The organism is Parabacteroides sp. AF48-14 (genome assembly GCF_003477465.1).
GTDB classification, from domain to species: Bacteria; Bacteroidota; Bacteroidia; order Bacteroidales; family Tannerellaceae; genus Parabacteroides; species Parabacteroides acidifaciens.
The window spans coordinates 42,205-64,309 of the sequence record NZ_QUDI01000034.1 but is presented as its reverse complement, the minus strand read 5'-3'; the positions used below and the strand labels follow the sequence as shown (position 1 = coordinate 64,309).

The following is a 22,105-nucleotide window of genomic DNA, read 5'->3' as shown; positions in this document are numbered from 1 at the left end:
CCCTTCGTGTCAACAAATATGTCCTTCGTCGTTACCCGGGCAGTTCGCGAACTGCCCCTACGAAGCCTGCTCTTTTGATTCAAATATTCTTAAAACTGTTTCTGTGCCATTCAATAAAATAAAAAGCGGGTTGTCAAGGTAGTCTGTAAAGCGTTTAGCTAATTTATGAAATAGAGGACTGGGGGTATCTGTTTTTGATTATAGATAAAGATACTGATAATTCTTTCGTATCCAGTCTTAATTGCGTATATTTGTGAACATTTTGGCACGTCTAAGAATGAATACACAAATAAAATCTATTAATATCTAACATGGACAACTTGAAAAAAATCTCGTTAACCTTAGCGCTTTGCTGTGCCTCTTTTCATGGCATGGCGGATCAACAGCCGCTTGGGGGATTTAGTTATGGTTCGGTGGAAGCGCCGACCGGTAAAGAATGGGAGTCGCCTGAGAATCTGGCTCTGAACAAAGAACAGCCGCATGCTTATATTTTCCCTTTCCAGGATGTGGAGAATGCCCGTAAGGTGTTGCCTGAAAACAGTAAATTCTGGCAGTCGCTGGATGGTGACTGGAAATTCAATTGGGCGCCCGATCCCGATTCCCGTCCGAAAGATTTTTATAAAACAGAGTTCGATGCCTCCGGATGGGATAACATCCCGGTTCCTTCCAGCTGGAATATCTATGGTATTCAGAAAGACGGAAGCCAGAAATATGGTGTGCCTATCTATGTGAACCAGCCCGTTATCTTCCAACATAAAGTGGCGGTGGACGACTGGCGCGGCGGTGTGATGCGGACTCCTCCGACAAGCTGGACGACTTATAAACACCGGAATGAAGTCGGCTCTTACCGTCGTAACTTCGACATCCCGCAGGATTGGGATGGCCGTGAAGTCTTTATCAGCTTCGATGGCGTCGATTCTTTCTTTTATCTGTGGATTAACGGCCAGTATGTCGGTTTTTCCAAGAATTCCCGCAACGCGGCTAACTTTAATATAACTCCTTATCTTCGTAAAGGGGCAAATGTGGTGGCGGCAGAAGTCTATCGCAGTTCCGACGGCTCTTTCCTGGAAGCGCAGGATATGTTCCGTCTGCCGGGTATTTTCCGGACGGTGGCTCTCTATTCGGTTCCGAAGGTGCATGTGCGCGACCTGGTTGTAACACCTGATTTGGATGCTGCTTATACGGATGGTTCGTTAGCAATCTCTGCCGACGTGCGCAATCTGGATAAGAAGGCGGCAAAAGGATATAAGCTGGAATATACGCTGTATGCAAACAAACTGTATTCGGATGAGAATACAAAAGTCGACAATGTGATCGCTACGGCTATGCTCGATGCCGTAAACCCAGGCCAGACGCAATCAGCACAGGCTGTGTTAAACGTGAAGGCTCCCAATAAATGGTCGGCTGAATTTCCGTATCGTTATACGTTAGTGGCAGAATTGAAGAATGCCAAAGGAAAGACGGTGGAAACGGTTTCTACAATTGTCGGATTCCGCAAAGTAGAGATAAAAGATACGCCGGCAGAAAAAGATGAATTCGGCTTGGCAGGCCGTTACTATTATATAAATGGTAAGACTGTTAAGTTGAAAGGCGTCAACCGTCACGAATCGAATCCGGCGGTCGGACATGCTATTACCCGTGAGATGATGGAAAAAGAGGTGATGCTGATGAAGCGTGCCAATATCAACCATGTGCGTAACTCACACTATCCGGATGATCCGTATTGGTATTTCTTGTGTAATAAATATGGTATTTACCTGGAAGATGAGGCGAATATCGAGTCGCACGAATATTATTATGGTGCTGCTTCCCTGTCGCATCCGGTTGAATGGAAGAACGCTCATGTGGCACGCGTATTGGAAATGGTCCATGCCAATATCAACAATCCGGCTATCGTGATCTGGTCGTTGGGAAACGAGGCGGGCCCGGGTGATAACTTCGTTGCCGCTTATCAGGCATTGAAGGAGGTTGATAAATCACGTCCGGTCCAGTATGAACGTAATAATGACATTGTGGATATGGGTTCGAACCAATATCCGTCTATCGGGTGGACGCGTGGCGCAGTAAAAGGCGATTATGATATCAAATATCCGTTCCATATTTCCGAGTATGCCCATTCGATGGGAAATGCTTGCGGTAACCTGGTGGATTACTGGGAAGCGATCGAATCGACGAACTTCTTCTGTGGCGGTGCCATCTGGGATTGGGTGGACCAGTCTATGTACAACTACGATAAGAAGACCGGCAAACGTTATCTGGCTTATGGAGGTGATTTCGGTGATACGCCGAATGACGGGCAGTTTGTGATGAACGGCATCGTGTTTGGTGATCTGGAGCCGAAACCGCAGTATTACGAAGTGAAGAAAGTGTACCAGAATATAGAGGTGAAAGCCCTCGATGCACAGAAAGGCTCCTTTGAAGTCTTCAATAAATACTATTTTAAAGACCTTTCGGATTATGACGTAAAATGGTCGCTTTATGAAAACGGCAAGGAGGTTCAAGCCGGTTTGGTTAACGCCGGAACAATTGCCGCCCGTACCAGAGCGAAAATATCGATTCCTGTGCCTTTCGATAAACTCAAAAACAGTTCGGAGTATTTTGTAAAGGTACAGTTCCTGCTGAAAGAGAATATGCCTTGGGCTGAAAAAGGATTTGTGCAGGCAGAAGAACAGATGTTGTTGCAGGAGGCGACAGCACGTCCTTCTATAGCCGAAGTGACAGCTTCTGCCGGAAAAGTTAGTTTGAATGATTCGGACGCTTCGATTAAAACGATAGCAGGCGATGGCTTTGTCGCTAAGTTCGATATGGGAACGGGTACGATTTACAGTTTGGTGTATGGCGGTAAAACGATTATAGCCGACGGAAATGGACCGAAGCTCGATGCTTTGCGTGCTTTTACCAATAATGATAACTGGTTCTATTCGCAATGGTTCGAACAAGGTCTTCACAACCTGAAACATAAAGCAACGAACAGTACGATCCTGGAGAAAAAGGACGGTACGGTTGTCCTTGCTTTCACCGTTGAATCGCAGGCCCCGAATGGCGCAAAGATTAAAGGCGGGACAAGTTCCGGAAAGAACAGCATTGAAGAATTGACAGATTCTAAATTCGGAGAAAACGATTTCAAATTTGTAACCAATCAGATTTGGACCGTTTATCCGGATGGTTCTATCGAGTTGCAGTCCAGTATTACATCCAACCGTCCGAGTCTGGTTTTGCCGCGCTTGGGTTATGTAATGAAAATGCCGAAACAGTTTGCCGACTTTACTTATTACGGACGTGGACCGGTCGATAACTATGCCGATCGTAAGAGCGGGCAGTTTATCGAACAGCATAAAAATACGGTGGCAGGTGAGTTTGTAAACTTCCCGAAACCGCAGGATATGGGAAATCATGAAGATGTGCGCTGGTGTGCATTGACCAATCCTGCCGGAGAAGGTGCCGTGTTTGTAGCCACCGACCGTTTGTCTGCATCCGCTCTCCAGTATTCGGCTTTAGACCTGATTCTGGCACCGCATCCGTATCAATTGCCGGCAGCCGGAGATACGTATCTGCATCTGGATGCAGCTGTGACCGGATTGGGAGGAAACAGTTGTGGACAAGGCGGGCCGTTGGAACAGGACCGTGTTTTTGCCGGTCATCATAATATGGGCTTTATCATCCGTCCTGTCGGAAAAGATCTGACGGCAACGGCTAATGTCGCACCTGCCGGTGAAGTACCGTTGACAATCATGCGTAACCGTGCCGGAGCGGTAGAGCTTTCTTCTGCGCGTAAAGATGCCGTAATCTGCTATACGATCGATGGAAAAGGGAAAGCAAAAGAATATACGGAGCCGATTCCATTCCGTGATGGCGGCATGGTAAAAGCTTGGTTTAAGGATAATCCTGAAATCAATGCGACGGCTTCATTCAGCAAAATAGAAAGTATCCAGATAGAAGTAATTTATACGAGCAGCGAAGAGTCCGGTTATGGAGATGCCAAGAACCTGACGGATGGCGATCCGAATACGATCTGGCACACGATGTTTTCAGTAACGGTTGCCAAGTATCCGCATTGGGTGGATCTGGATGCCGGCGAAGAAAAGCTGATCAAAGGATTTGCATTCCTGCCCCGCCAGGATGGCGTTAACGGAAATATCAAAGATTACTCCATCAGTGTCAGCCAGGATGGTAAGAACTGGGGCGAACCGATACAAAAAGGCACTTTTGAAAATAACCTGAAAGAAAAGAAAGTGCTGTTTGATAAACCGGTAAAAGCCCGTTATATCCGTTTTACAGCCTTGAGCGAGCAGCGCGGACAGGATTTTGCTTCGGGTGCCGAGCTTGTGATTCTTGCTGATTGATTGATCTTTATATCATATATTGAAACAGGAAAGAGATTGTCCTCTTTCCTGTTTTTTTACTTTGTGCCTTCAAGATGTCTGTTTTCTCATCATTTTTATGTTTCTTTGCGGAAAAATTCAGACACGTGAATCTTATTATAGAACAAGGAAACACATCATCGAAGGTGGCTGTATACAACGGGAAGCGTATGGAAGCTTCTTTTGTGTTTAAGAAGTTCGACGTGGAAGTTATCTCTGGCATATTTAAGAAATATCCGTTGACAAAAGGAATATTCTCAACAGTGATAGACAAAGATGACGAGCTGGTCGCATACTTGGAAACGAATCTTCGGAATTTTGTGTTTTTGGATGAAACGGTGCCTCTTCCGATTACGGTGCAGTATAAAACTCCCAAAACATTGGGCCGGGACAGGCTGGCTGCCGCTGTCGGAGCCAATTACCTGCAACCTGGAAAGGATTTGCTGGTGATCGATGCCGGAACGGCTATTACATATGAACTGGTCGATGCTTCCGGTGCTTATCTGGGCGGGAATATTTCGCCCGGGATGACAACCCGGTTCAAGGCTCTGAACCAGTTTACAAAAAAATTGCCTTTGGTGGTCGAGCAGGAGGATATACCCCTGGTCGGAACGGATACGGAAACAGCGATTCAAGCTGGAGTAGTAAATGGTATAGTGTGCGAGATGGATGGGTATATCGAAAAGCTTCGGCTAAAATATCCTAACCTTTTGGTTTTTTTAACAGGAGGTCATTCGTTTTATTTTGAAAGACGGCTAAAAAACTCCATCTTTGCAGACATTAATTTAGTGTTGACAGGATTAAACAGAATCTTAGAGTATAATGTTGAAGATTAATAAGGTACTAATAACAAGCGTTCTTATATTCACACTGTTGCCTTTGATGGCGCAAAACAATACTAACTCGCCCTATACCCGTTTCGGATATGGTGATTTAGGAGAACGTTCGTTCGGCGCAGGCCGAGCCATGGGCGGTGTAGGTTACGGATTACGTTCGCCAAAACAGATCAATCCGATGAACCCGGCGTCATACAGTTGCATGGACTCCCTGACATTTCTCTTTGATTTTGGTATAGCCGGCCAATTGTCATGGTTTGATGACGGGAATGCCCGCCAGCATGACATAAACGGAAATGTAGAATACATCGCGATGCAATTCCCGATCCATCGGCGTGTAGCCTTGAGTGTCGGCTTATTGCCCTATTCCTATGTCGGATATAAATTCGGGGCTTTGCGTAACGATCAGGATGTAACGTTTACGGAAACTTATAACGGATCGGGCGGTTTGAGCGATTTGTATGGAGGTATTTCCGTGGATATCTGGAAAAAACGTTTGGCTGTCGGTGCCAATTTCGGCTTTTTGTTCGGGAATATTAAGCATTCGCAGTTAATCAATATGGCTGCGGAAGGTTCAGGCGCTTATAATACTTCCCGTAGCCAAGAGTTGAGAGTGCGTGATCTCCTGATGGATTTCGGAGTGCAATATACACATCCTTTCAGTAAAACGGAGAGTGTCACATTAGGGCTTGTCTTTTCTCCGAAAAGGAATCTGAATGCAGATTCTTATAATTATACGGAAACGCTGACTTCCGGAGGATATACGGATGAGGTCATTTCTTCCGATACGATTTCTAACAAAGAATTCGGGCTTCCGAACAAGTATGGAGTTGGCCTTTCATATGTGAAACAAAATAAATTAACGTTAGCGGCTGATTTTTCCTATGAAGATTGGGGAAAAATGCTTTACTTTGGTGAGAAAGGTAATTTTAAAGACCGTTACCGTATAGCTGTTGGTGGTGAGTTCATTCCGGATTATATGCGTAAATCATATTTCAGCCGGGTTCGCTATCGTGCAGGTTTTCATTATGGCAATTCATATTTGCGTATGAACCGGACTGAGGCTAATCCTTCCGGAGATGGTTATAATGAAATCGGAGCAAGTCTCGGTTTAGGATTACCGTTGATCGATAACCGTTCATTGATAAACATATCGTTTGAATATGTAAAAAAGAAACCGGAAGTACGGATGAATATGATTGATGAACAATACTTCCGTTTTACTGTGAACTATACGTTCAACGAAGCTTGGTTTATGAAGTTTAAGGTCGATTAATTAAATAGTTAACTTTAATAGAAATAAATATGAAGATCAAAGTATTATTATTAGCTCTCGGATGCTCGATGATGTCGTTCGGAGCTTATGCACAAAAAGGTGTGGATACTGGTACTCCGTTCGGGTCTGGTGAAGACAGCGTACGTTGTATTACCAATATCAGCTTGTTTACCCCTTACGCCAAAGCAGGGAATTTCAAGGATGCTTATGAATTCTGGCACCAGGCTTATACCGAATGTCCGGGAGCTCATAAGGATATTTACCTGTATGGTGTGAAAATCATGGACTGGAAAATCAATACAGAAACGGATCCGGCTAAGAAAGCTGCTCTTATCGATGAATTGATGAAAGTTTATGATACGCGTGTGAAATATTTCGGTAATGACCGGAAATATGGTAAAGACTGGATTGTTGCTCGTAAAGCGGCCGATTATATTCGCTTGAAGGGTGATGATGCCGATCCTAAAGTGTACTATGCTTGGTTAGGTGATGTTATCAATGAGTTTGGTGAAAATACCGAAGCAATGGGTGTTTCCCTGTATATGATGGCTTCCCACCGTCAGTTGCTGGCTGATCCGAACTTCAAGGAAACTTACCTGGAAGATTATCTGAAGTGTTCTAAGATCATTGCTACTCAGTTAGCTGCTGCTCAGGCTGCAAATAATGAGAAGGAAGTGAAGAACCTGACTACTTACAAATCTGCTATCGACGGCGGTTTTGCCGGTAGTGGCGCTGCTGATTGTGAGACTTTGCAGGGTATGTATGCTCCTAAGGTAGAAGCTGCCAAGGGTAATCTGGAAGCCCTGAAAGAAATCGTTTCTATGTTGAGACGTGTTCGTTGCCAGGAAATCGAAGCATTCTATACGGCTGCTGCCTATGCTTATGAATTGGAACCGAGTGCAGATGCAGCTCTGGGTATTGCAAAACAAGCTGTAAAAGCAAAAGATTACGATAAGGCAATCAAGTATTTTGAAGAAGCAGCCAACATGGAAACAGATGCTGTTTCAAAAGCTGAAGATTACTACCTGATCGGTGTACTTTTGTTCGAACAGAACAACTTGGCAAAAGCAAGACAGTATTGCCAGAAAGCTATCGAAACAAACCCGGATTACGGAGCACCGTATATCATGATCGGTAACATGTATGCTAAATCTGCCAAGTCTATTTATCCGAATGACCCGGTATTGGCAAAAGTTGTATATTATGCAGCTATTGACAAATTTGAAAAGGCAAGACAGGTGGATCAGAACGTAGCAGAAGACGCTGCAAAATTGGCTAATACGTATCGTGCTCATCTTCCTTCTACGGAAGAAGTATTCATGCACCCGGATCTGGAAAAAGGTAAAACATTCAGAATTGGCGGCTGGATCGGTGAGACTGTAACAATCCGATAAGTATGAATTGGAACCGTTTTCTTTGTAAAACGAATAATCAAGGCATAACAACTATCTTTACGGTAGTTGTTATGCTTCTTTTATTTACTGCCTCTTGCGGGAGTGATAATAAAGAGGTCGTGGTGGTAGCCTTCGACCCGGAGACAACCTATACCTTGAAGACTACGGACTACTCAACCTTAATTTCAGATTCGGGGATTACGCGTTATCGTGTGAATGCTAAAGAAATGTTGAGCTTCGATAAGGCGAAAGAACCGTTTTTGTATTTCCCGGAAGGTTTTTATGTGGAAAAATTCGATACCTTGTTCAATACGGTAGCAAGTGTCAAAGCTGATACGGTCTATAATTATAAGAAAAAAGAACTGTGGAAACTGATCGGAAACGTGAAAATAGAAAGTGTGGAAGGAAAGAAGTTTGAGACTTCCCTGCTCTTTTTTGATCAGAAAGAAGAAAAAGTCTATTCCGATAAGTATATACGGATAGAAGAAGAGGATAAGATAATAACAGGTATCGGGTTCGAATCTAATCAGGATATGACTCGTTATAAGATATTTAATTCACAGGGTGTTTTCCCGGTAAATGAGTCGGCTGTCGCCGATTCAACGAATACTGAGGCTTCGGTAGATTCCGTTGCCGTTAATGCTATCCCGACGGTACAGCCTGTGACCTCTGATACAAACTAAATGGGAGCATTGACATACATATTAATATCACTGGCTTTTTCGGCTTTTTTCTCAGGAATGGAGATTGCTTTTATCTCTTCGAATAAGCTGCGCTTTGAACTCGACAAGAAGGAAAAAAGCCTGACGAGCAAAATTCTGGAAATCTTTTACCGGAATCCGCATCAGTTTATTTCGACGATGCTGGTCGGAAACAACATCGCATTGGTTGTTTACGGCCTGCAGATGGCTATTGTCTTGGAGCCGTTTATCGCCCGTGTGGTCAATAACGAGGCGCTGATCGTGTTGATTCAGTCTATCATTTCCACCCTTCTGATTTTGTTTACGGGTGAATTTATTCCGAAAACGATATTTAAGCTGAATCCGAATTTTTCACTTACCCTGTTTTCGGTACCTTTATTGATCATTTATATCGTATTATATCCGATTTCCAAGTTCTCGTCTTTACTTTCCTTTTTGATTCTGAAGATTGTCGGGGTAAAGAACGTGACCGATTCGACACAGCGGACTTTGGGAAAGGTGGACCTCGATTACTTCATTCAACAGAGTATAGAGGATGCGCCGCAGAATTCGGATATGGATACGGAAGTCAAGATATTTCAGAATGCACTTGACTTCTCGAACGTGCGTCTGCGCGATTGTATTGTTCCCCGGACAGAGATTGTAGCGTGCGACAAGACGGTAACAATAGAGGAGCTACGTTCCCGTTTTATTGAAACCGGACTTTCCAAGATACTCGTATATAATGAGAATATAGACGATATTATCGGATACATCCATTCGTCGGAGATGTTTAAGAATCCGGAGGATTGGACGCAGAGCATCCGGAGTGTCTCGATCGTGCCGGAAACGATGGCTGCCAATAAGCTGATGAAAGTCCTGATGCAGGATAAGAAGAGTCTGGCTGTCGTGGTGGATGAATTCGGAGGAACCTCCGGTATTGTGACCTTGGAAGACCTGGTGGAGGAAATTTTCGGGGAAATTGAAGACGAACATGATATAAAATCCTATGTGGCAAGGAAGGTCGGAGATGACGAATACCTGCTGTCCGGCCGTATGGAGATCGACACTTTGAACGAGAAGTTCGATTTGGAGTTGCTGGAATCGGATGATTATGTCACGATCGCCGGTTTCATTCTGCACTTCTATCAGAAATTCCCGAAGCTGAATGAAACGGTAGTAATTGATAAGTATTCTTTTAAAATCATAAAAGTTACAGCGACGAAAATCGAGTTAGTTCGTATGAAAGTAACGAGTTAATTAAAAAAAGAGCATAAAAAGATGCAGCAATCTCTTTTTTTCGTATCTTCGTGCCCTTAAAATGTGGAATAATAAACTTTAAAAATAGATAAAGATAAATGGCTACGCTGGAAAAAATCAGAAGCAAAGCAGGACTGTTAGTACTCGTTGTGGGTTTAGCATTGTTCGCTTTTATCATCGGTGACTTTTTGAACTCCGGTTCTACTTATTTCAGACAATCTCAGGAGAAGGTTGCGGAAGTAGACGGAGAAGTTATTAAAATTCAGGATTATCAGAATCGTGTAGACGAGATGACTGAAATGTACAAGATGCAGTCAGGTTCGGCCAGTCTGCCCGAAGAATATCAGACTCAGATCCGTCAGTCTGTATTCGATGGTATGGTACAGGAGATCGTATTGGATAATGCGACTTCCAAATTAGGCTTGACTGTCAGCCCGGAAGAACTGTTCGATATGGTTCAGGGTGAAAACATTTCTCCGATGATCCAACAGATGCAGATGTTTGTGAATCCTCAGACAGGCGCATTCGATAAAACTGCATTACTGAACTTTTTGAAGACTATCGACGATGATAACATCGCCAACTATCCTGCCGACCAGCAGGCACAGTTGTTGCAGGCCCGCCAGTTCTGGATGTTCTGGGAAAAGAATATCAAACGTCAGCGTCTGGAACAGAAATATACGACGCTGTTAAGCAAGGCTGTTTCTGCTAATAAGCTGGATGCAAAAGACGCTTTCGACGGTTCTGCCGTAAGTTCGGATATCGTTTATGCAATGCAGTCTTACGCTACGATTCCTGATTCTACTGTTCAGGTAAGCAAGAGCGAAATTGAAAAGCTGTACAACCAACGCAAAGAGTTGTTCAAACAAAAAGAAGGTAAAGTAATCAAATATATCGCTGTCGATATCCGTCCGAGCAAGGAAGACTATGATAAGGCGAGTGCAGAGATCGAATCATTGAAGAGTGAATTGGCCTCTACGGATCGGGTAGCTGACTTGGTTACTGAAAATTCTGAAATACCTTATCTGGATGCTTTCTTCGCAGAAAACGCATTGGATGCTGAAATGAAACAGTTTGTCAAGACTGCAAATGTCGGTGATGTATATGGCCCGGTATTTGAAAATGATAAATACAGAATGTTCAAGCTGGTTGACAAAACAGTTGCTCCCGACTCTGTAAAAGTAAGCCATATCATGTTGGCCAATACAGGTGATGAAGCTGCAATTAAGGCTAAAGCCGACAGCTTGCTGAACGTATTGAAGAAAGGCGGCGATTTTGCTGAACTGGCAAAAGAGTTCTCTGCTGACCAGGCTGCTGAAAAGGGTGGCGAATTAGGTTGGTTCACGGAAGCAACAGCTTTAAGAGGCGTAAACGAAGATTTCAAGAAAGCAGTCTTCTCTACTCCGGTTAATGATTATTCAATCGTAAAATCACTGTATGGAACACATATTGTCAAGGTTACTGAAAAGACAGCCAATGTCGATAAATATAAAGTAGCCGATATCGATATGACTGTATCTCCGAGCACAAAGACTTATGGTAATATCTATAACGAGCTGAACCAGTTCATCTCTAAAAATCACGATATGAATAAGCTGGATGACGCTGCAAAAGAAGCCGGTTATAACCTGCTCTCAAATGTAACGGTTACAGCTAACGACCAGCTTCTGGGTTCTATCAAGAACTCCCGTCCGGTTGTCCGTTGGGCTTTCCAGAACAAGAAAGGCGACATCTCTGAAATCTTCGAATGTGATGATAAGTTTGTGATTGCAGCTATTCAGGGAACATTGCCGGAAGGTTATCGTTCTGTTGAATCGGTTACTCCGATGTTGAAGTCTGAATTGGTAGCCCAGAAGAAAGGCGAAAAGATTTCTCAGGATCTGGCTGCAAAGAATCTGACTTCTGTCGATGCTTATGCACAGGCGATGAATTCTTCTGTGGATTCTGTTAAGTTTGTTAGCTTTGCAACACGCCGTATCGCCGGTATCGGTGTCGAACCGAAACTGAATGCTATGGTTTCACTGGCTCAGGAAGGCCAGTTGAGCGCTCCGGTTGCAGGCAACAACGGTGTATATGTATTCAAAGTGTACGGACAAAACAAAGACGCTAAGGATTATGACGAAGCAGCCGAAGTCAAAACATTGGATGCTTCCAATGCTTACCGTTTCGGTTTCCAGGCTATCCAGTCATTGGTTAACAAGGCAGATGTCGAAGACAACCGTATCCGTTTCTATTAATCGTAAACAATAGCGGCAGTTTGCTGCCGGACTATCATAGGAAACCGCCAGTCGTATCCCGATTGGCGGTTTTTTATATCTTTGCGCCAAAGAAACAGATGAAGGATCATGAGTGAGAAAAGACGTTTATTGGGAATGACCCTGGAAGAGTTGAAAGAGGTGGCTGCCGAAGTCGGACTTCCGGGTTATGCAGCAAAGCAAATGGCAGATTGGCTGTATAAAAAGAAAGTGGCCTCCATCGCTGCCATGACAAACATTGCGGCAGCCAAACGCGCTTTGCTGGAAGAAAATTTTGAAGTAGGGGCTGTGCCTCCTTCCGACCTGATGAAATCGGTGGACGGGACAATCAAATATCTCTATCCGGCCGGCCGGGCAATTTTGTAGAGTCGGTCTATATTCCGACAGACGACAGGGCTACTCTGTGTGTCTCTTCACAGGTGGGCTGCAAAATGAACTGCCTTTTTTGTATGACGGGCAAGCAAGGTTTTACCAAGAATCTGACGGCTAACGAAATCCTGAACCAGATACAATCCCTTCCGGAAACAGATGAATTGACCAATATCGTTTTTATGGGGATGGGAGAGCCGCTGGACAATGTGGACGAACTGTTCAAAGTGCTGGAGATTCTGACTGCATCGTACGGATATGCCTGGAGTCCGAAACGGATCACCGTCTCTACGATCGGAGTGGCCAAAGGACTTAAACGCTTTCTCGAAGAGAGCGAATGCCACTTGGCAGTCAGCCTTCATTCTCCATATCCGGCAGAACGCCTTTCCCTGATGCCGGTCGAAAAGGCTTTCCCGGCACGCGATATAATCGAGACGATCAAACAATACGACTTCACCCACCAGCGCCGCGTGTCATTCGAATACATTGTTTTTAAAAATTTGAACGATGATCTTCAACATGCAAAGGCTCTGATTTGTTTATTAAACAAAGTTCCCTGTAGAGTCAACCTGATTCGTTTCCATGCAATCCCTGACGTTCCGTTGGAGAGCTCGGATCTGGGTAGGATGGAAGCATTCCGGGATACCTTGAATGCCGCCGGCGTAGTCTGTACGATCCGGTCGTCGCGTGGGGAAGATATATTTGCAGCATGCGGAATGCTTTCTACGGCTAAGAAACAACAAAAAGGGTAGAAAAGGCCTCTGTTGAGGGAAAAAGGAACTATATTTGTATAACAAAAAAATAAACGGGTATGAAAACACATTCTTTATTAATCAGTTTTTTAATGCTTCTTGTACTGATGGGGGCATGTAGTTCGGGCCCGATAGTAAGAAACGCTACCGGTTTCGCCTATGAAGTGGTGGTAACAATGAATAAAGCCGACTGGGACGCTCCTGCCGGGAAGGCTATCAAGGCCGAACTGACTTCCGATATACCGGGACTGCCTCAGGCAGAGCCTGCTTTTAAGATTACATATGTAACTCCGGATCAGTTTAACGGTCTGTTGACATATGTGCGTAATATCTTGATCGTCAAGATAGACAAGACTCAGTACACGAAAGTCTCGTTAAGCTACGAGAATAACCGTTGGGCAAAGGGACAGGTCGTTATGGTGTTGACAGCCCCCGATGACGAAGCGATTCTTGAATATGTCAAGGCCCATCCGCGTAATATCGTAGATTTTTTCACCAAATGTGAAAGAAACCGTACGATCGGGCAATTGGAAAAAGAACATAGTGTCGTAGTGGCAAATCATGTCAAGGACCGCTTTAACGTAATACTGAATGCCCCGGGCAATATGACTTATTTCCGTGATACGACCGACTTTTTCTGGGCGTCCAATAATGCCAATACAGGGCGTACGGATATTGTCGTATATGATTTCCCATATGAGGATGCCGACACATTCACTGCCGATTACCTGATCGCCAAACGGGATTCGGTCATGAAGGCGAATATGCCGGGAACCTTCCCCGGTTCCTATATGGCTACGGATACGGCTTGGGTGACATACACCCCGACTACGATAAACGGTAAATATTGCGGTGTGCTGCGCGGATTGTGGCATATGAAAGGCGATATGATGGGCGGTCCGTTCGTCAGCCATGCCCGCCTGGATGAAAAGAATAACCGGGTAGTGGTCGTCGAAGGATTCGTATTCGCACCTGAAACGGATAAACGAAACTTTATCCGCCGTATTGAATCGGCTTTGTACACATTGCGCCTGCCGGGCGAGTTTGAAGAAACGGCGATAGAGAAACCGGATGTCCCAGAAGAGAAGTAACAAACATACATAATAAATGGAAGAACGATTGATTAAAGTGGGTATTACTCACGGAGATATAAACGGTATCGGATACGAAGTGATACTGAAAACTTTGTCCGATACCCGTATAGCCGAACTTTGTACGCCGGTCATTTACGGTTCGTCGAAGATCGCCGCTTATCACCGGAAGGCTTTGGAACTGCCCGCTGTGAATTTGAGTATCATTGCACAGGCTGAAGATGCCGGAATAAACCGGGTGAACATTATCAACTGCGTGGATGACGAGACAAAGGTTGAATTGTGTCAGTCTACATCTGTTGCCGGAGAAGCCGCTTATATGGCTTTGGAGGCCGCTGTAACCGACTTGAAACGCGGTGTTGTGGATGTCCTGGTGACGGCTCCTATCAACAAGCACAACATACAGAATGAACAATTTCATTTCCCCGGTCATACGGAATATCTGGAACAGTGTTTCGGCGGTTTAGGAAAGAAAGCTTTGATGATTCTGATGAAAGACAGTCTCCGGGTTGCGTTGGTGACGGGGCATATCCCCTTGGCACAGGTCGCATCGAAGATATCTGTCGAAGACATTGTTTCGAAATTGCGTATCTTTAATCAGTCGCTGAAACAGGACTTCGGGATCATACGTCCCCGCATAGCTGTTCTTGCCCTGAATCCGCATGCCGGTGATGCCGGACTGCTCGGAAAGGAAGAGGAAGAAATCATTATTCCCGCTATCCAGGAGGCCGAAAAGAGAGGTGTGATGTCTTTTGGACCCTATGCCGCCGACGGCTTTTTCGGTTCGCAGATGTATGAGAAGTTCGACGGTGTCCTGGCTATGTACCATGACCAGGGATTGGCTCCGTTTAAGACGTTGGCAATGGACGACGGCGTTAACTATACAGCCGGCCTGTCGATCGTACGTACGTCCCCGGCTCACGGCACGGCCTACGATATTGCCGGCCGGAATATAGCTTCCGAAGAATCTTTCCGCCAGGCTTTATATGCAGCCCTGGATATTTATCGCAACCGTATGAACTACCGGGAAGCAACCGCCAACCCCTTACGCAAACAATATTTCGATAAGGGAGGCGACAACGAAAAACTCGACTTGACGAAAGAAGAAGAGGTCTAAGGTCTGAGACCTGATGTATGATGAAGAGCTGTGTCAAAAGTAAGTTCTAACGCTATAAATGGAACTTTTGAGACAGCTTTTTTTGTGAGATTTGAATTGGCTTATTGTAAAACGCTCACCCGATAATCATTGGGGATAAACACAAGGATGAGGCAGGTTATACGGATCAGTTTAAGCCTGTCAAATAATGAATCAATAACGGGTAAACATCGGTCTTCTATTGCATGTTACAGCTGTATTTTTTGCATGTCACAACTGTCTTCTTTCTATGTTACAGTTGGATTTCTTTTGTTTCACGGCTGTAACATGAATAGCGGGTTGGTATGGAGGGAGCGCACATTCCGCATCGTTCATTCTATCTGCCGGGTTATTCATTCCTTTACGGCACTATAACCCCATGAAGTACTGCAATACCATTTCGCGGTCGATCTTGACGAGTCAGGACCTTCCCGCTTGCTTATACAGATACAGTTGTAAGAAAAAGTGAACCTGTAAATAATGAATTTATTTATCCCCAATGATTATCGGGTGAGCCAAACTATTAGTTCAGCTTTCCCAATAAATTGAATATAAAAGCGTTCTTGCAAATGCCAAAAGAGGCGTACCGGAATCCGATACGCCTCTTTGTTATATGGTTCAGTTTAACCTGACTTATTCTTTTGTCTCTTCTGCCGGAGTTTCTTCTGCAGCCGGTTCTTCCGGGGTGAAGTCGGTGATGCCGGCACCGATCAGGATGTTATACCAGGAGATCAGTTTCTTGATGTCGCTCGGATAAACGCGTTCGCGGTCGAAGGTCGGAAGAACTTCTGCGAAATAGGCACGCAGTTCGTCCGGTTTAGCGGAGGTGGGGATAGAGGCTTTCTCTCCGTTTTCCTTATTCTTGACACTGGTCAGCACTTCATGCAAAGGCACTTCCGCGTCATCGGTGTAAATCGCGATGTCTCCTAATGAGATTACTTTATCTTTTGCGTATGCAGGAACTCTTTTCTTGTCTGCTAACGACTCAACAATCAGCATGTTTTTCCCATGGGAAACCAATTTAAACAATCCCGGTTTACCCGAGATAGACAAAATCGTCTTCAACATAATACTTCGTTTTTCTAAATAGTGTTTAACTTTCGTGCTGCAAATGTAGTATAACTGACGGGAATATCCGGCAGTTTTGAGCATATTTTCTTGTTTCTAATGATTATTCACTATCGGGAACGCAGTTTTTCCAGAAAGGCGGTCACCTGTGGGAGTAATGCCTGCTTGCCGTCGTTGAAGATTACATAGTCTGATTTCTCTTTTTTCACCTCGTCCGGTAATTGGCTGCCGATACGGCGTATGACCTCTTCACGCGACGCGGCATCGCGTTCCAGCACCCGCCGGATGCGCACTTCCATCGGGGCGTACACCATCAGGCTTACGTCTACGGCCCGGTTGAAGCCTGATTCGAAAAGGATGGCCGACTCGATCGCACATAGCGGTGTGTTTTGCTTATCTGCCCAGGCTTGGAAATGGCGGTTTACCTCCGGATGGATAATGGCGTTTACCTCTTTCAGCCGTTCGGGATTGCCGAATATATGGGATGCAAGTTGCTTTTTATCCAGTCCTTCAGCGGTATAAAGTGTTTCGCCGAACAGGGCGGTCAGCTTTTCGCGGATGACAGGGGATGTCTCTGTCAACTGCTTGCTCTCCGTATCGGCAATGTAAACCGGTACACCGGACAATTCCAGCAGTGAAGCGATAACCGATTTTCCGCTTCCTATCCCTCCTGTGATTCCGATCTTAATCATTTGATTTGGTCTGTTCCAGTATAAATTCGATCCGGTCGGGGGCAATCGTGGCAATGTCCACTCCTGCCGGTTTTTTATTTAGCTTGAGAGGCAGGGTGCCGGAGACGTTTTGTTCCAGGTCCGCAAAGGAGATACGTATCTCGAAATCATCGGCCGAGACATTCTTGAAACGGGAAAGAGGCACACTGCAGCTTACCTTTACGACAGACGGGAATGTTCGTAGCGTGTAATGGGGAGGCAAGTCGGTACAGATAACCGGGATTTCCAGTGTCTTTTCTGTATATTCCTCTATTGGAACAGTCACGGATACACTTGCCGGATCGAATGTCGTACCGTCTATTTTTTGTAGCTGGACGTTACGTGTAATGGTCTTATTTCCTTTCTTGATTTCGGTAAAGACCGTTTTGACTTCTTTCAAAGTATCCAGCACGACGTCACTGGCATAGACACTGATGTTATGGGGCGTAATGGTAATATCGCCGGATATTTTGAAGCCCGCGTTCGTCCGGATCGTTCCGTTGAATACGACCGGTATCTCCTTTTTGATACGTTTGCTGTAAGCCACCTCGATCTGTTGAGGTTCGAAACTGACCAGTGAAGTGGTGGCGATCAGTTGTTTCTTTATGTCACTCTCGATGCTTTTCCGGTTGATGACCAGTTTTCCGGTCTTTTCCGGTTGATCTTTCATGTTCGCTTCGATCGGGGCAAACGACCGTCCGAAGGAGTAGTTCAGCAACACACTCCCCTTATCTTTCACCTTTACGGTAATGGCTTCAGGCGGCGTTTCCGTAAAAGAGATGTCAGGCGGTACATTCTTGTATTTGACCGGAATGTTGATGTCTATTTCATACTCTTGTTGCAAGCTCTGGAGTAGCCAGAAACCTAATGCAAGCAGTACAAAAAAGAAAAAGATCAAGGCTTCTTTCCACTTCTGTCGGTGAAGAAAAGCCTTAATCTCTATCCGGATAGACTTGAATGTTTGATTTATTTGTCCAAGTCGTGACATAGGTCCCGTTGTTTATTTTTGCTGTGCGTCTTCTGCAGATGCAAAAACAGAAGTTTTGTCTACACGGATGCGTACACCATCAGAAATTTCAATCAACATATATGTGTCACCGATTTCTTTAATCTTTCCGTAGATACCTCCGGCTGTGATCACTTTGTCTCCCGCTTTCAATGCTTCGCGGGCTTTCTGAATTTCTTTTTGTTTCTTTTGCTGCGGACGGATCATGAAGAAATAGAAGATCGCAACAATGACAACCATCATCAAAATACCAGACCACTGCTGACCTCCAGCAGCTGCCTGGAGTAAAATAGTAAGTAAGCTCATATAACTATAAACATTAATAAGTTAATATCAATTCGATACTGTCACAAATGTAAGGATAATAATTAATCTTTGAGCAATAACTTTTCTTTTTTTAACTCGCTGACTACAGAATCCAGAATGCCGTTGATAAACGTGCCGCTTTTGGGTGTGCTGTAGTATTTTGCGGTGTCGATATACTCGTTCAGTGTCACATTGATGGGGATCGACGGGAATGTCATGATTTCGGCCAGTGCGACCTGCATGATAATGAGGTCCATATTGGCGATACGTTCGGTTTCCCAGTTCTTCATGTGCCTGTTGATGCGTTCGCGGTATTGGCTGCCGTTCATCAGTGATTGGCGGAACAGTTTGATGGCGAACGACTGGTCTTCGAGATCCTTGAACATCGGCAACAGTTTTTGTTTGCTTCCGGCCTTTTCATCGAATTGCTTGATCGTTTTCAGCGTGAATGTTTCGATGATGGAGATATCGTCATTCCAGTAGATGCTTTTGTCTTGCAGGTAATCGTCGATGGTTTCGTTGCCGCAGATCAGTTTCTTGAACACGGTACGCCAGAACTCCTTGTCTGTTTCGTATGAATCGTTCTCGTTGTTCAGATATTCGCTGTACTGTTCGGATGAAAGGATCAGATCGAGCACCATCCGGATGAAGTCTTCGTCGTTATCCCATGAGATACCTTGTTCGGCCACATACTTCTGCAAGGCTTCGTTTTCTGCGATCTGAGCCGCGAAACGATTGTCTACCAGACGGGTGTTCGGATTCAGTTCCGCATCTGTCGGCATGTATTTGTTCTTACGGACGTCCAGGATGCGTTTTTGCAGATTAGTTACAGCGACAATTAGAAGAAGGAAATAATGATATAAGTCATAAGACTTTCTAAGACTGAAAAGCAATTCGTTTTCCGCTACTTTGAGGTCGTTGTTTCCATTTTGATAGTAAGAATATACTATCTGTAAAACTTTAATGCGGATTAAAATTCTGTTGATCATCGTTTGAAGGAACTACTTGTTATAAATTAGGCTGCAAAGTTAGTCATTCTTTTGATAAAAGCTCTTTGCTTCGCTTAATTTTATGCGCATTCGCGATTATTTTGTAAGAACTTGATTTTTTATGTGCATTTTGATGCGTTAAAATAGTTGTTGTTTAAAAAAAAAATGCACATATTTGAAGCAAGTTATGATAAATGGGTGGGTGTTTAACGAATGTTTGCTATAATGGAAGACTCGGTGAAGAAAATGCAGGTTGAAGGTGGTGACAAAGAGATTTTATACTCTAAAACCATTAAAGCAGGAAAAAGAATCTATTATCTGGATGTAAAGAAGAATCTGAAAGACGATTTATTCCTGGCTGTGACGGAAAGTAAGAAGGTGCAGCCGAAGGTCGGTACTCAGGTCTCTTTTGAAAAACATAAGATTTTCCTGTACAAAGAGGACTTTGATAAGTTCATGGATGGAATGAATGATGTAATCAATTACATTAAACAATGCAGGGCGGGAGGAAGCCCGGTAGAAGTGTCGGATAACGACCAGCTGGCTGATGAGTCAGATGAAATAAAGCTGGATATCGATTTCTGACGGAATTGGGGAAAATGGAGTAAAATAATAACGGGCTGTTCCGGAAGGAAACAGCCCGTTATCTTTATAGGCCCTGTAAAAGGAAGCCTATTTTGTTGCGGTTATGCTTCCGGATGGATTGCTTCAGTAGGACAAGCATCTGCGCAAGTTCCACAATCAGTACACATTTCAGGGTCGATATGATATTTATCACCTTCTGAAATTGCTCCTACCGGACATTCGTCAATACAAGTACCGCAAGCGATACAATCGTCACTAATTACGTAAGCCATTTTTTTAAACGTTTAATTGATAACTATTAGTTCGTGCAAAAATAGAGCTTTCTTTGTATTAAAAAAAGATCTGCCCCTTTATTTTGTCGAAATAAATGCATTTTTGCAATAAGTCGGGTTCTTTCCCGTTATAATTCAAAATTACGAAAAGAATTGAGACGTCTACTATTTATTATATGTGTATTTTTTCTGGCTGTTACCACTGTGATGGGGCAGAAAGAAAAGGTAAAGAACCAGCCCTATGCGGATTTGAAGTGGTTCCATTTGGGTTTTCATGTGGGTATTCATGCACAGGATTTGATATTGACCAATACCGGTGTTGCCACGGATGGTGAAACCTGGTATGCCGAGATTCCGAGCTATTCGCCCGGATTCAGTGTCGGTGTGATCGGAGATATGTACCTGAATCCTTATTTCAGCCTGCGCTTTACGCCGACAATCCATTTTGGCGATAAGAAATTTGTGTTTCGTCGTCCGGAGATGGAAGGAGTAGAGGGGACAGAAGATAATCCGGTGATAAGCCAGTATTCCACATCTGTCCGTTCCAATTACCTGACTTTCCCGTTGGATGTGAAATATAGCGCTTTTCGTGTGAATAACTACCGGCCTTATCTGATTGGCGGTATCTACGGCGCGTTCGACCTGGGGCGTAAAAAAGGAAATCCGATCCTGTTGAAGGGAACGGACTTTGGTGTTGAGTTCGGTATCGGATGTGATATTTATCTTCCGTTCTTTAAATTATGTCCCGAGCTTAAATTCAGCTTCGGACTTGTCGATCTGTTGGAAAAAGACAGAGGCGATCTGACGGACCCGGAATTGATCAAATATCCGAATTCCCTTTCCAAGGCAACATCCCGGATGGTGACGTTGACCTTCAATTTCGAATAAAGAGTTCGATATAGATGTAGCAGGCCGGAACAGCCAGCATGACACTGTCGAAACGGTCCAGCATCCCGCCGTGACCCGGCAATACGTTTCCGGAATCTTTCACACTGAGCGTACGTTTCAGCAACGATTCGATCAAGTCTCCCCAAGTCCCGAATATAACGACTGTCGCAGCCAGCCCGAGCCAGTTATACCGACTGATTTCCGGTGCATACCAAGCAAAAACCTGTGAAGAAGCCAATACGAGGATTAACCCGCCGAAGAAACCTTCCCACGATTTTTTAGGAGAGATGCGTTCAAACAATTTTCTTTTTCCGATCAGGGAACCGACCAGATAAGCTCCGGTGTCGTCCAGCCAGACAAAAATAAAAATGGCCATGATGAAAAGCGGCGTATAGCTCATGACGCCGGGTGTCCCGGGTTCCGCTCCGATGAAGTTCAACATGGAAAAAGATCCGGCACAATATACTTGCGCAAACAGTGTAAATGCCCAGTTGTTGATCGGGTTCGGCGCTTTATAATAAAGTTCCGCAATCATCGTCAGCATGATGAAAAGCAGGTAAGGAAGAAATATTTTTCCGTCCGCCAGCCCGTTCGCATAGACGAAAGTCGCTATGAACAGATAGACGCCGCCCACTACGTTCATCGTCCGTTGCAGGTCCGCATTTTCATAATGTTTGACCAGCCCACCGAATTCCCAAAGGGTTAATCCTGTTATGACACAAAAGAGAATGAGGAAGAAAATAGGATGGACGCAAATGGCACTGACCAGTACCACTACGAATATTATGCCGGTTAACGCTCGTATAATCAGATTTCTCAAGGCAGTAGTGTTTTGTTTATTGATTTATTATCGGTACAAATATAAGGAATAA

The 22,105-nt window shown here is 44.4% G+C and carries 18 protein-coding genes and 1 pseudogene; 12 read left to right on the top strand and 7 right to left on the bottom strand.

Going from position 1 to position 22,105, the window contains the following annotated elements; translation table 11 throughout:
- Window positions 1-320 precede the first annotated feature (320 nt).
- The 10 genes and pseudogenes from DW083_RS15760 to pdxA all read left to right on the top strand — a co-directional run bounded on the left by DW083_RS15760 (window position 321) and on the right by pdxA (window position 15,391).
- Window positions 321-4,343 carry a glycoside hydrolase family 2 TIM barrel-domain containing protein gene (locus tag DW083_RS15760; protein WP_122333019.1) on the top strand — a complete coding sequence of 1,341 codons (4,023 nt, stop codon included), beginning with the start codon at window positions 321-323 and terminating at the stop codon, window positions 4,341-4,343.
- A gap of 74 nt (window positions 4,344-4,417) precedes the next feature.
- On the top strand, window positions 4,418-5,197 hold the full coding sequence (locus tag DW083_RS15755) for a type III pantothenate kinase (RefSeq protein ID WP_122333015.1): 780 nt from the start codon (window positions 4,418-4,420) through the stop codon (window positions 5,195-5,197).
- Window positions 5,184-6,473, top strand: coding sequence for a hypothetical protein (locus tag DW083_RS15750; RefSeq protein ID WP_115498226.1), 1,290 nt, complete (start codon window positions 5,184-5,186; stop codon window positions 6,471-6,473). Before DW083_RS15755 ends, DW083_RS15750 begins: the two co-directional genes overlap by 14 nt.
- Before the next feature lie 29 nt (window positions 6,474-6,502).
- Entirely contained in the window at window positions 6,503-7,867 is a 1,365-nt protein-coding gene (locus DW083_RS15745) for a lipopolysaccharide assembly protein LapB (RefSeq protein WP_115498227.1), read from the top strand.
- Window positions 7,868-7,869: 2 nt separating this feature from the next.
- On the top strand, window positions 7,870-8,550 hold the full coding sequence (gene lptC / locus DW083_RS15740; RefSeq protein WP_122333014.1) for an LPS export ABC transporter periplasmic protein LptC: 681 nt from the start codon (window positions 7,870-7,872) through the stop codon (window positions 8,548-8,550).
- A complete protein-coding gene (locus DW083_RS15735; RefSeq protein WP_122333013.1) occupies window positions 8,551-9,807 on the top strand; it encodes a hemolysin family protein in 1,257 nt (418 codons plus the stop codon). It abuts the gene before it with no gap.
- Between the two features lie 98 nt (window positions 9,808-9,905).
- Window positions 9,906-12,044, top strand: coding sequence for a SurA N-terminal domain-containing protein (locus DW083_RS15730; protein ID WP_122333012.1), 2,139 nt, complete (start codon window positions 9,906-9,908; stop codon window positions 12,042-12,044).
- 108 nt (window positions 12,045-12,152) lie between these two features.
- Window positions 12,153-13,183, top strand: a pseudogene (gene rlmN / locus DW083_RS15725) (23S rRNA (adenine(2503)-C(2))-methyltransferase RlmN).
- Between the two features lie 59 nt (window positions 13,184-13,242).
- On the top strand, window positions 13,243-14,274 hold the full coding sequence (locus DW083_RS15720) for a DUF4837 family protein (protein ID WP_122333011.1): 1,032 nt from the start codon (window positions 13,243-13,245) through the stop codon (window positions 14,272-14,274).
- A gap of 16 nt (window positions 14,275-14,290) precedes the next feature.
- A complete protein-coding gene (gene pdxA / locus DW083_RS15715) occupies window positions 14,291-15,391 on the top strand; it encodes a 4-hydroxythreonine-4-phosphate dehydrogenase PdxA (RefSeq protein WP_122333010.1) in 1,101 nt (366 codons plus the stop codon).
- Window positions 15,392-16,042: 651 nt separating this feature from the next.
- Here the strand turns inward: pdxA and DW083_RS15710 are convergent.
- The 5 genes from DW083_RS15710 to nusB all read right to left on the bottom strand — a co-directional run bounded on the left by DW083_RS15710 (window position 16,043) and on the right by nusB (window position 19,488).
- On the bottom strand, window positions 16,043-16,477 hold the full coding sequence (locus DW083_RS15710) for a DUF5606 domain-containing protein (protein WP_115499914.1): 435 nt from the start codon (window positions 16,475-16,477) through the stop codon (window positions 16,043-16,045).
- 110 nt (window positions 16,478-16,587) lie between these two features.
- Window positions 16,588-17,169, bottom strand: a complete 582-nt coding sequence (coaE, locus tag DW083_RS15705; protein WP_122333009.1) for a dephospho-CoA kinase — start codon at window positions 17,167-17,169, stop codon at window positions 16,588-16,590.
- Complete coding sequence (locus tag DW083_RS15700; protein WP_122333008.1) at window positions 17,162-18,175, bottom strand: YbbR-like domain-containing protein; 1,014 nt, start codon at window positions 18,173-18,175, stop codon at window positions 17,162-17,164. Before DW083_RS15700 ends, coaE begins: the two co-directional genes overlap by 8 nt.
- 12 nt (window positions 18,176-18,187) lie before the next feature.
- The gene (gene yajC, locus DW083_RS15695; RefSeq protein WP_115499875.1) at window positions 18,188-18,499 is read right to left on the bottom strand and encodes a preprotein translocase subunit YajC; all 312 of its coding nucleotides are present in this window, start codon (window positions 18,497-18,499) and stop codon (window positions 18,188-18,190) included.
- Window positions 18,500-18,561: 62 nt separating this feature from the next.
- Window positions 18,562-19,488, bottom strand: coding sequence for a transcription antitermination factor NusB (nusB, locus tag DW083_RS15690; protein WP_122333007.1), 927 nt, complete (start codon window positions 19,486-19,488; stop codon window positions 18,562-18,564).
- Between the two features lie 225 nt (window positions 19,489-19,713).
- Between nusB and DW083_RS15685 the strand changes: the two genes are divergently transcribed.
- Entirely contained in the window at window positions 19,714-20,073 is a 360-nt protein-coding gene (locus DW083_RS15685) for a DUF3276 family protein (protein ID WP_115499913.1), read from the top strand.
- 101 nt (window positions 20,074-20,174) lie between these two features.
- Here DW083_RS15685 and DW083_RS15680 read toward each other — a convergent pair whose 3' ends face one another.
- Window positions 20,175-20,345 carry a DUF362 domain-containing protein gene (locus DW083_RS15680; RefSeq protein WP_115499873.1) on the bottom strand — a complete coding sequence of 57 codons (171 nt, stop codon included), beginning with the start codon at window positions 20,343-20,345 and terminating at the stop codon, window positions 20,175-20,177.
- Window positions 20,346-20,498: 153 nt separating this feature from the next.
- On the opposite strand from DW083_RS15680, the gene DW083_RS15675 reads away from it, so the two are divergent.
- Window positions 20,499-21,233, top strand: a complete 735-nt coding sequence (locus DW083_RS15675; protein ID WP_122333006.1) for a porin family protein — start codon at window positions 20,499-20,501, stop codon at window positions 21,231-21,233.
- Here DW083_RS15675 and DW083_RS15670 read toward each other — a convergent pair.
- Window positions 21,220-22,053: a phosphatidate cytidylyltransferase gene (locus DW083_RS15670; protein ID WP_122333005.1), complete on the bottom strand. Its 834-nt coding sequence runs from the start codon at window positions 22,051-22,053 to the stop codon at window positions 21,220-21,222. The genes DW083_RS15675 and DW083_RS15670 overlap by 14 nt on opposite strands.
- Between the last annotated feature and the right edge of the window lie 52 nt (window positions 22,054-22,105).

Bases quoted from the DNA above. Each gene is read 5' to 3' on its own strand.
- DW083_RS15720 (WP_122333011.1), top strand. From the start codon at position 13,243: ATGAAAACACATTCTTTATTAATCAGTTTTTTAATGCTTCTTGTACTG.
- DW083_RS15735 (WP_122333013.1), top strand. From the start codon at position 8,551: ATGGGAGCATTGACATACATATTAATATCACTGGCTTTTTCGGCTTTT.
- DW083_RS15680 (WP_115499873.1), bottom strand. From the start codon at position 20,345: ATGGCTTACGTAATTAGTGACGATTGTATCGCTTGCGGTACTTGTATT.
- DW083_RS15685 (WP_115499913.1), top strand. From the start codon at position 19,714: ATGGAAGACTCGGTGAAGAAAATGCAGGTTGAAGGTGGTGACAAAGAG.
- DW083_RS15745 (WP_115498227.1), top strand. From the start codon at position 6,503: ATGAAGATCAAAGTATTATTATTAGCTCTCGGATGCTCGATGATGTCG.
- lptC (WP_122333014.1), top strand. From the start codon at position 7,870: ATGAATTGGAACCGTTTTCTTTGTAAAACGAATAATCAAGGCATAACA.
- pdxA (WP_122333010.1), top strand. From the start codon at position 14,291: ATGGAAGAACGATTGATTAAAGTGGGTATTACTCACGGAGATATAAAC.
- DW083_RS15730 (WP_122333012.1), top strand. From the start codon at position 9,906: ATGGCTACGCTGGAAAAAATCAGAAGCAAAGCAGGACTGTTAGTACTC.
- nusB (WP_122333007.1), bottom strand. From the start codon at position 19,488: ATGATCAACAGAATTTTAATCCGCATTAAAGTTTTACAGATAGTATAT.
- DW083_RS15710 (WP_115499914.1), bottom strand. From the start codon at position 16,477: ATGTTGAAGACGATTTTGTCTATCTCGGGTAAACCGGGATTGTTTAAA.
- DW083_RS15750 (WP_115498226.1), top strand. From the start codon at position 5,184: ATGTTGAAGATTAATAAGGTACTAATAACAAGCGTTCTTATATTCACA.
- yajC (WP_115499875.1), bottom strand. From the start codon at position 18,499: ATGAGCTTACTTACTATTTTACTCCAGGCAGCTGCTGGAGGTCAGCAG.
- DW083_RS15700 (WP_122333008.1), bottom strand. From the start codon at position 18,175: ATGTCACGACTTGGACAAATAAATCAAACATTCAAGTCTATCCGGATA.
- DW083_RS15755 (WP_122333015.1), top strand. From the start codon at position 4,418: ATGTCTGTTTTCTCATCATTTTTATGTTTCTTTGCGGAAAAATTCAGA.
- coaE (WP_122333009.1), bottom strand. From the start codon at position 17,169: ATGATTAAGATCGGAATCACAGGAGGGATAGGAAGCGGAAAATCGGTT.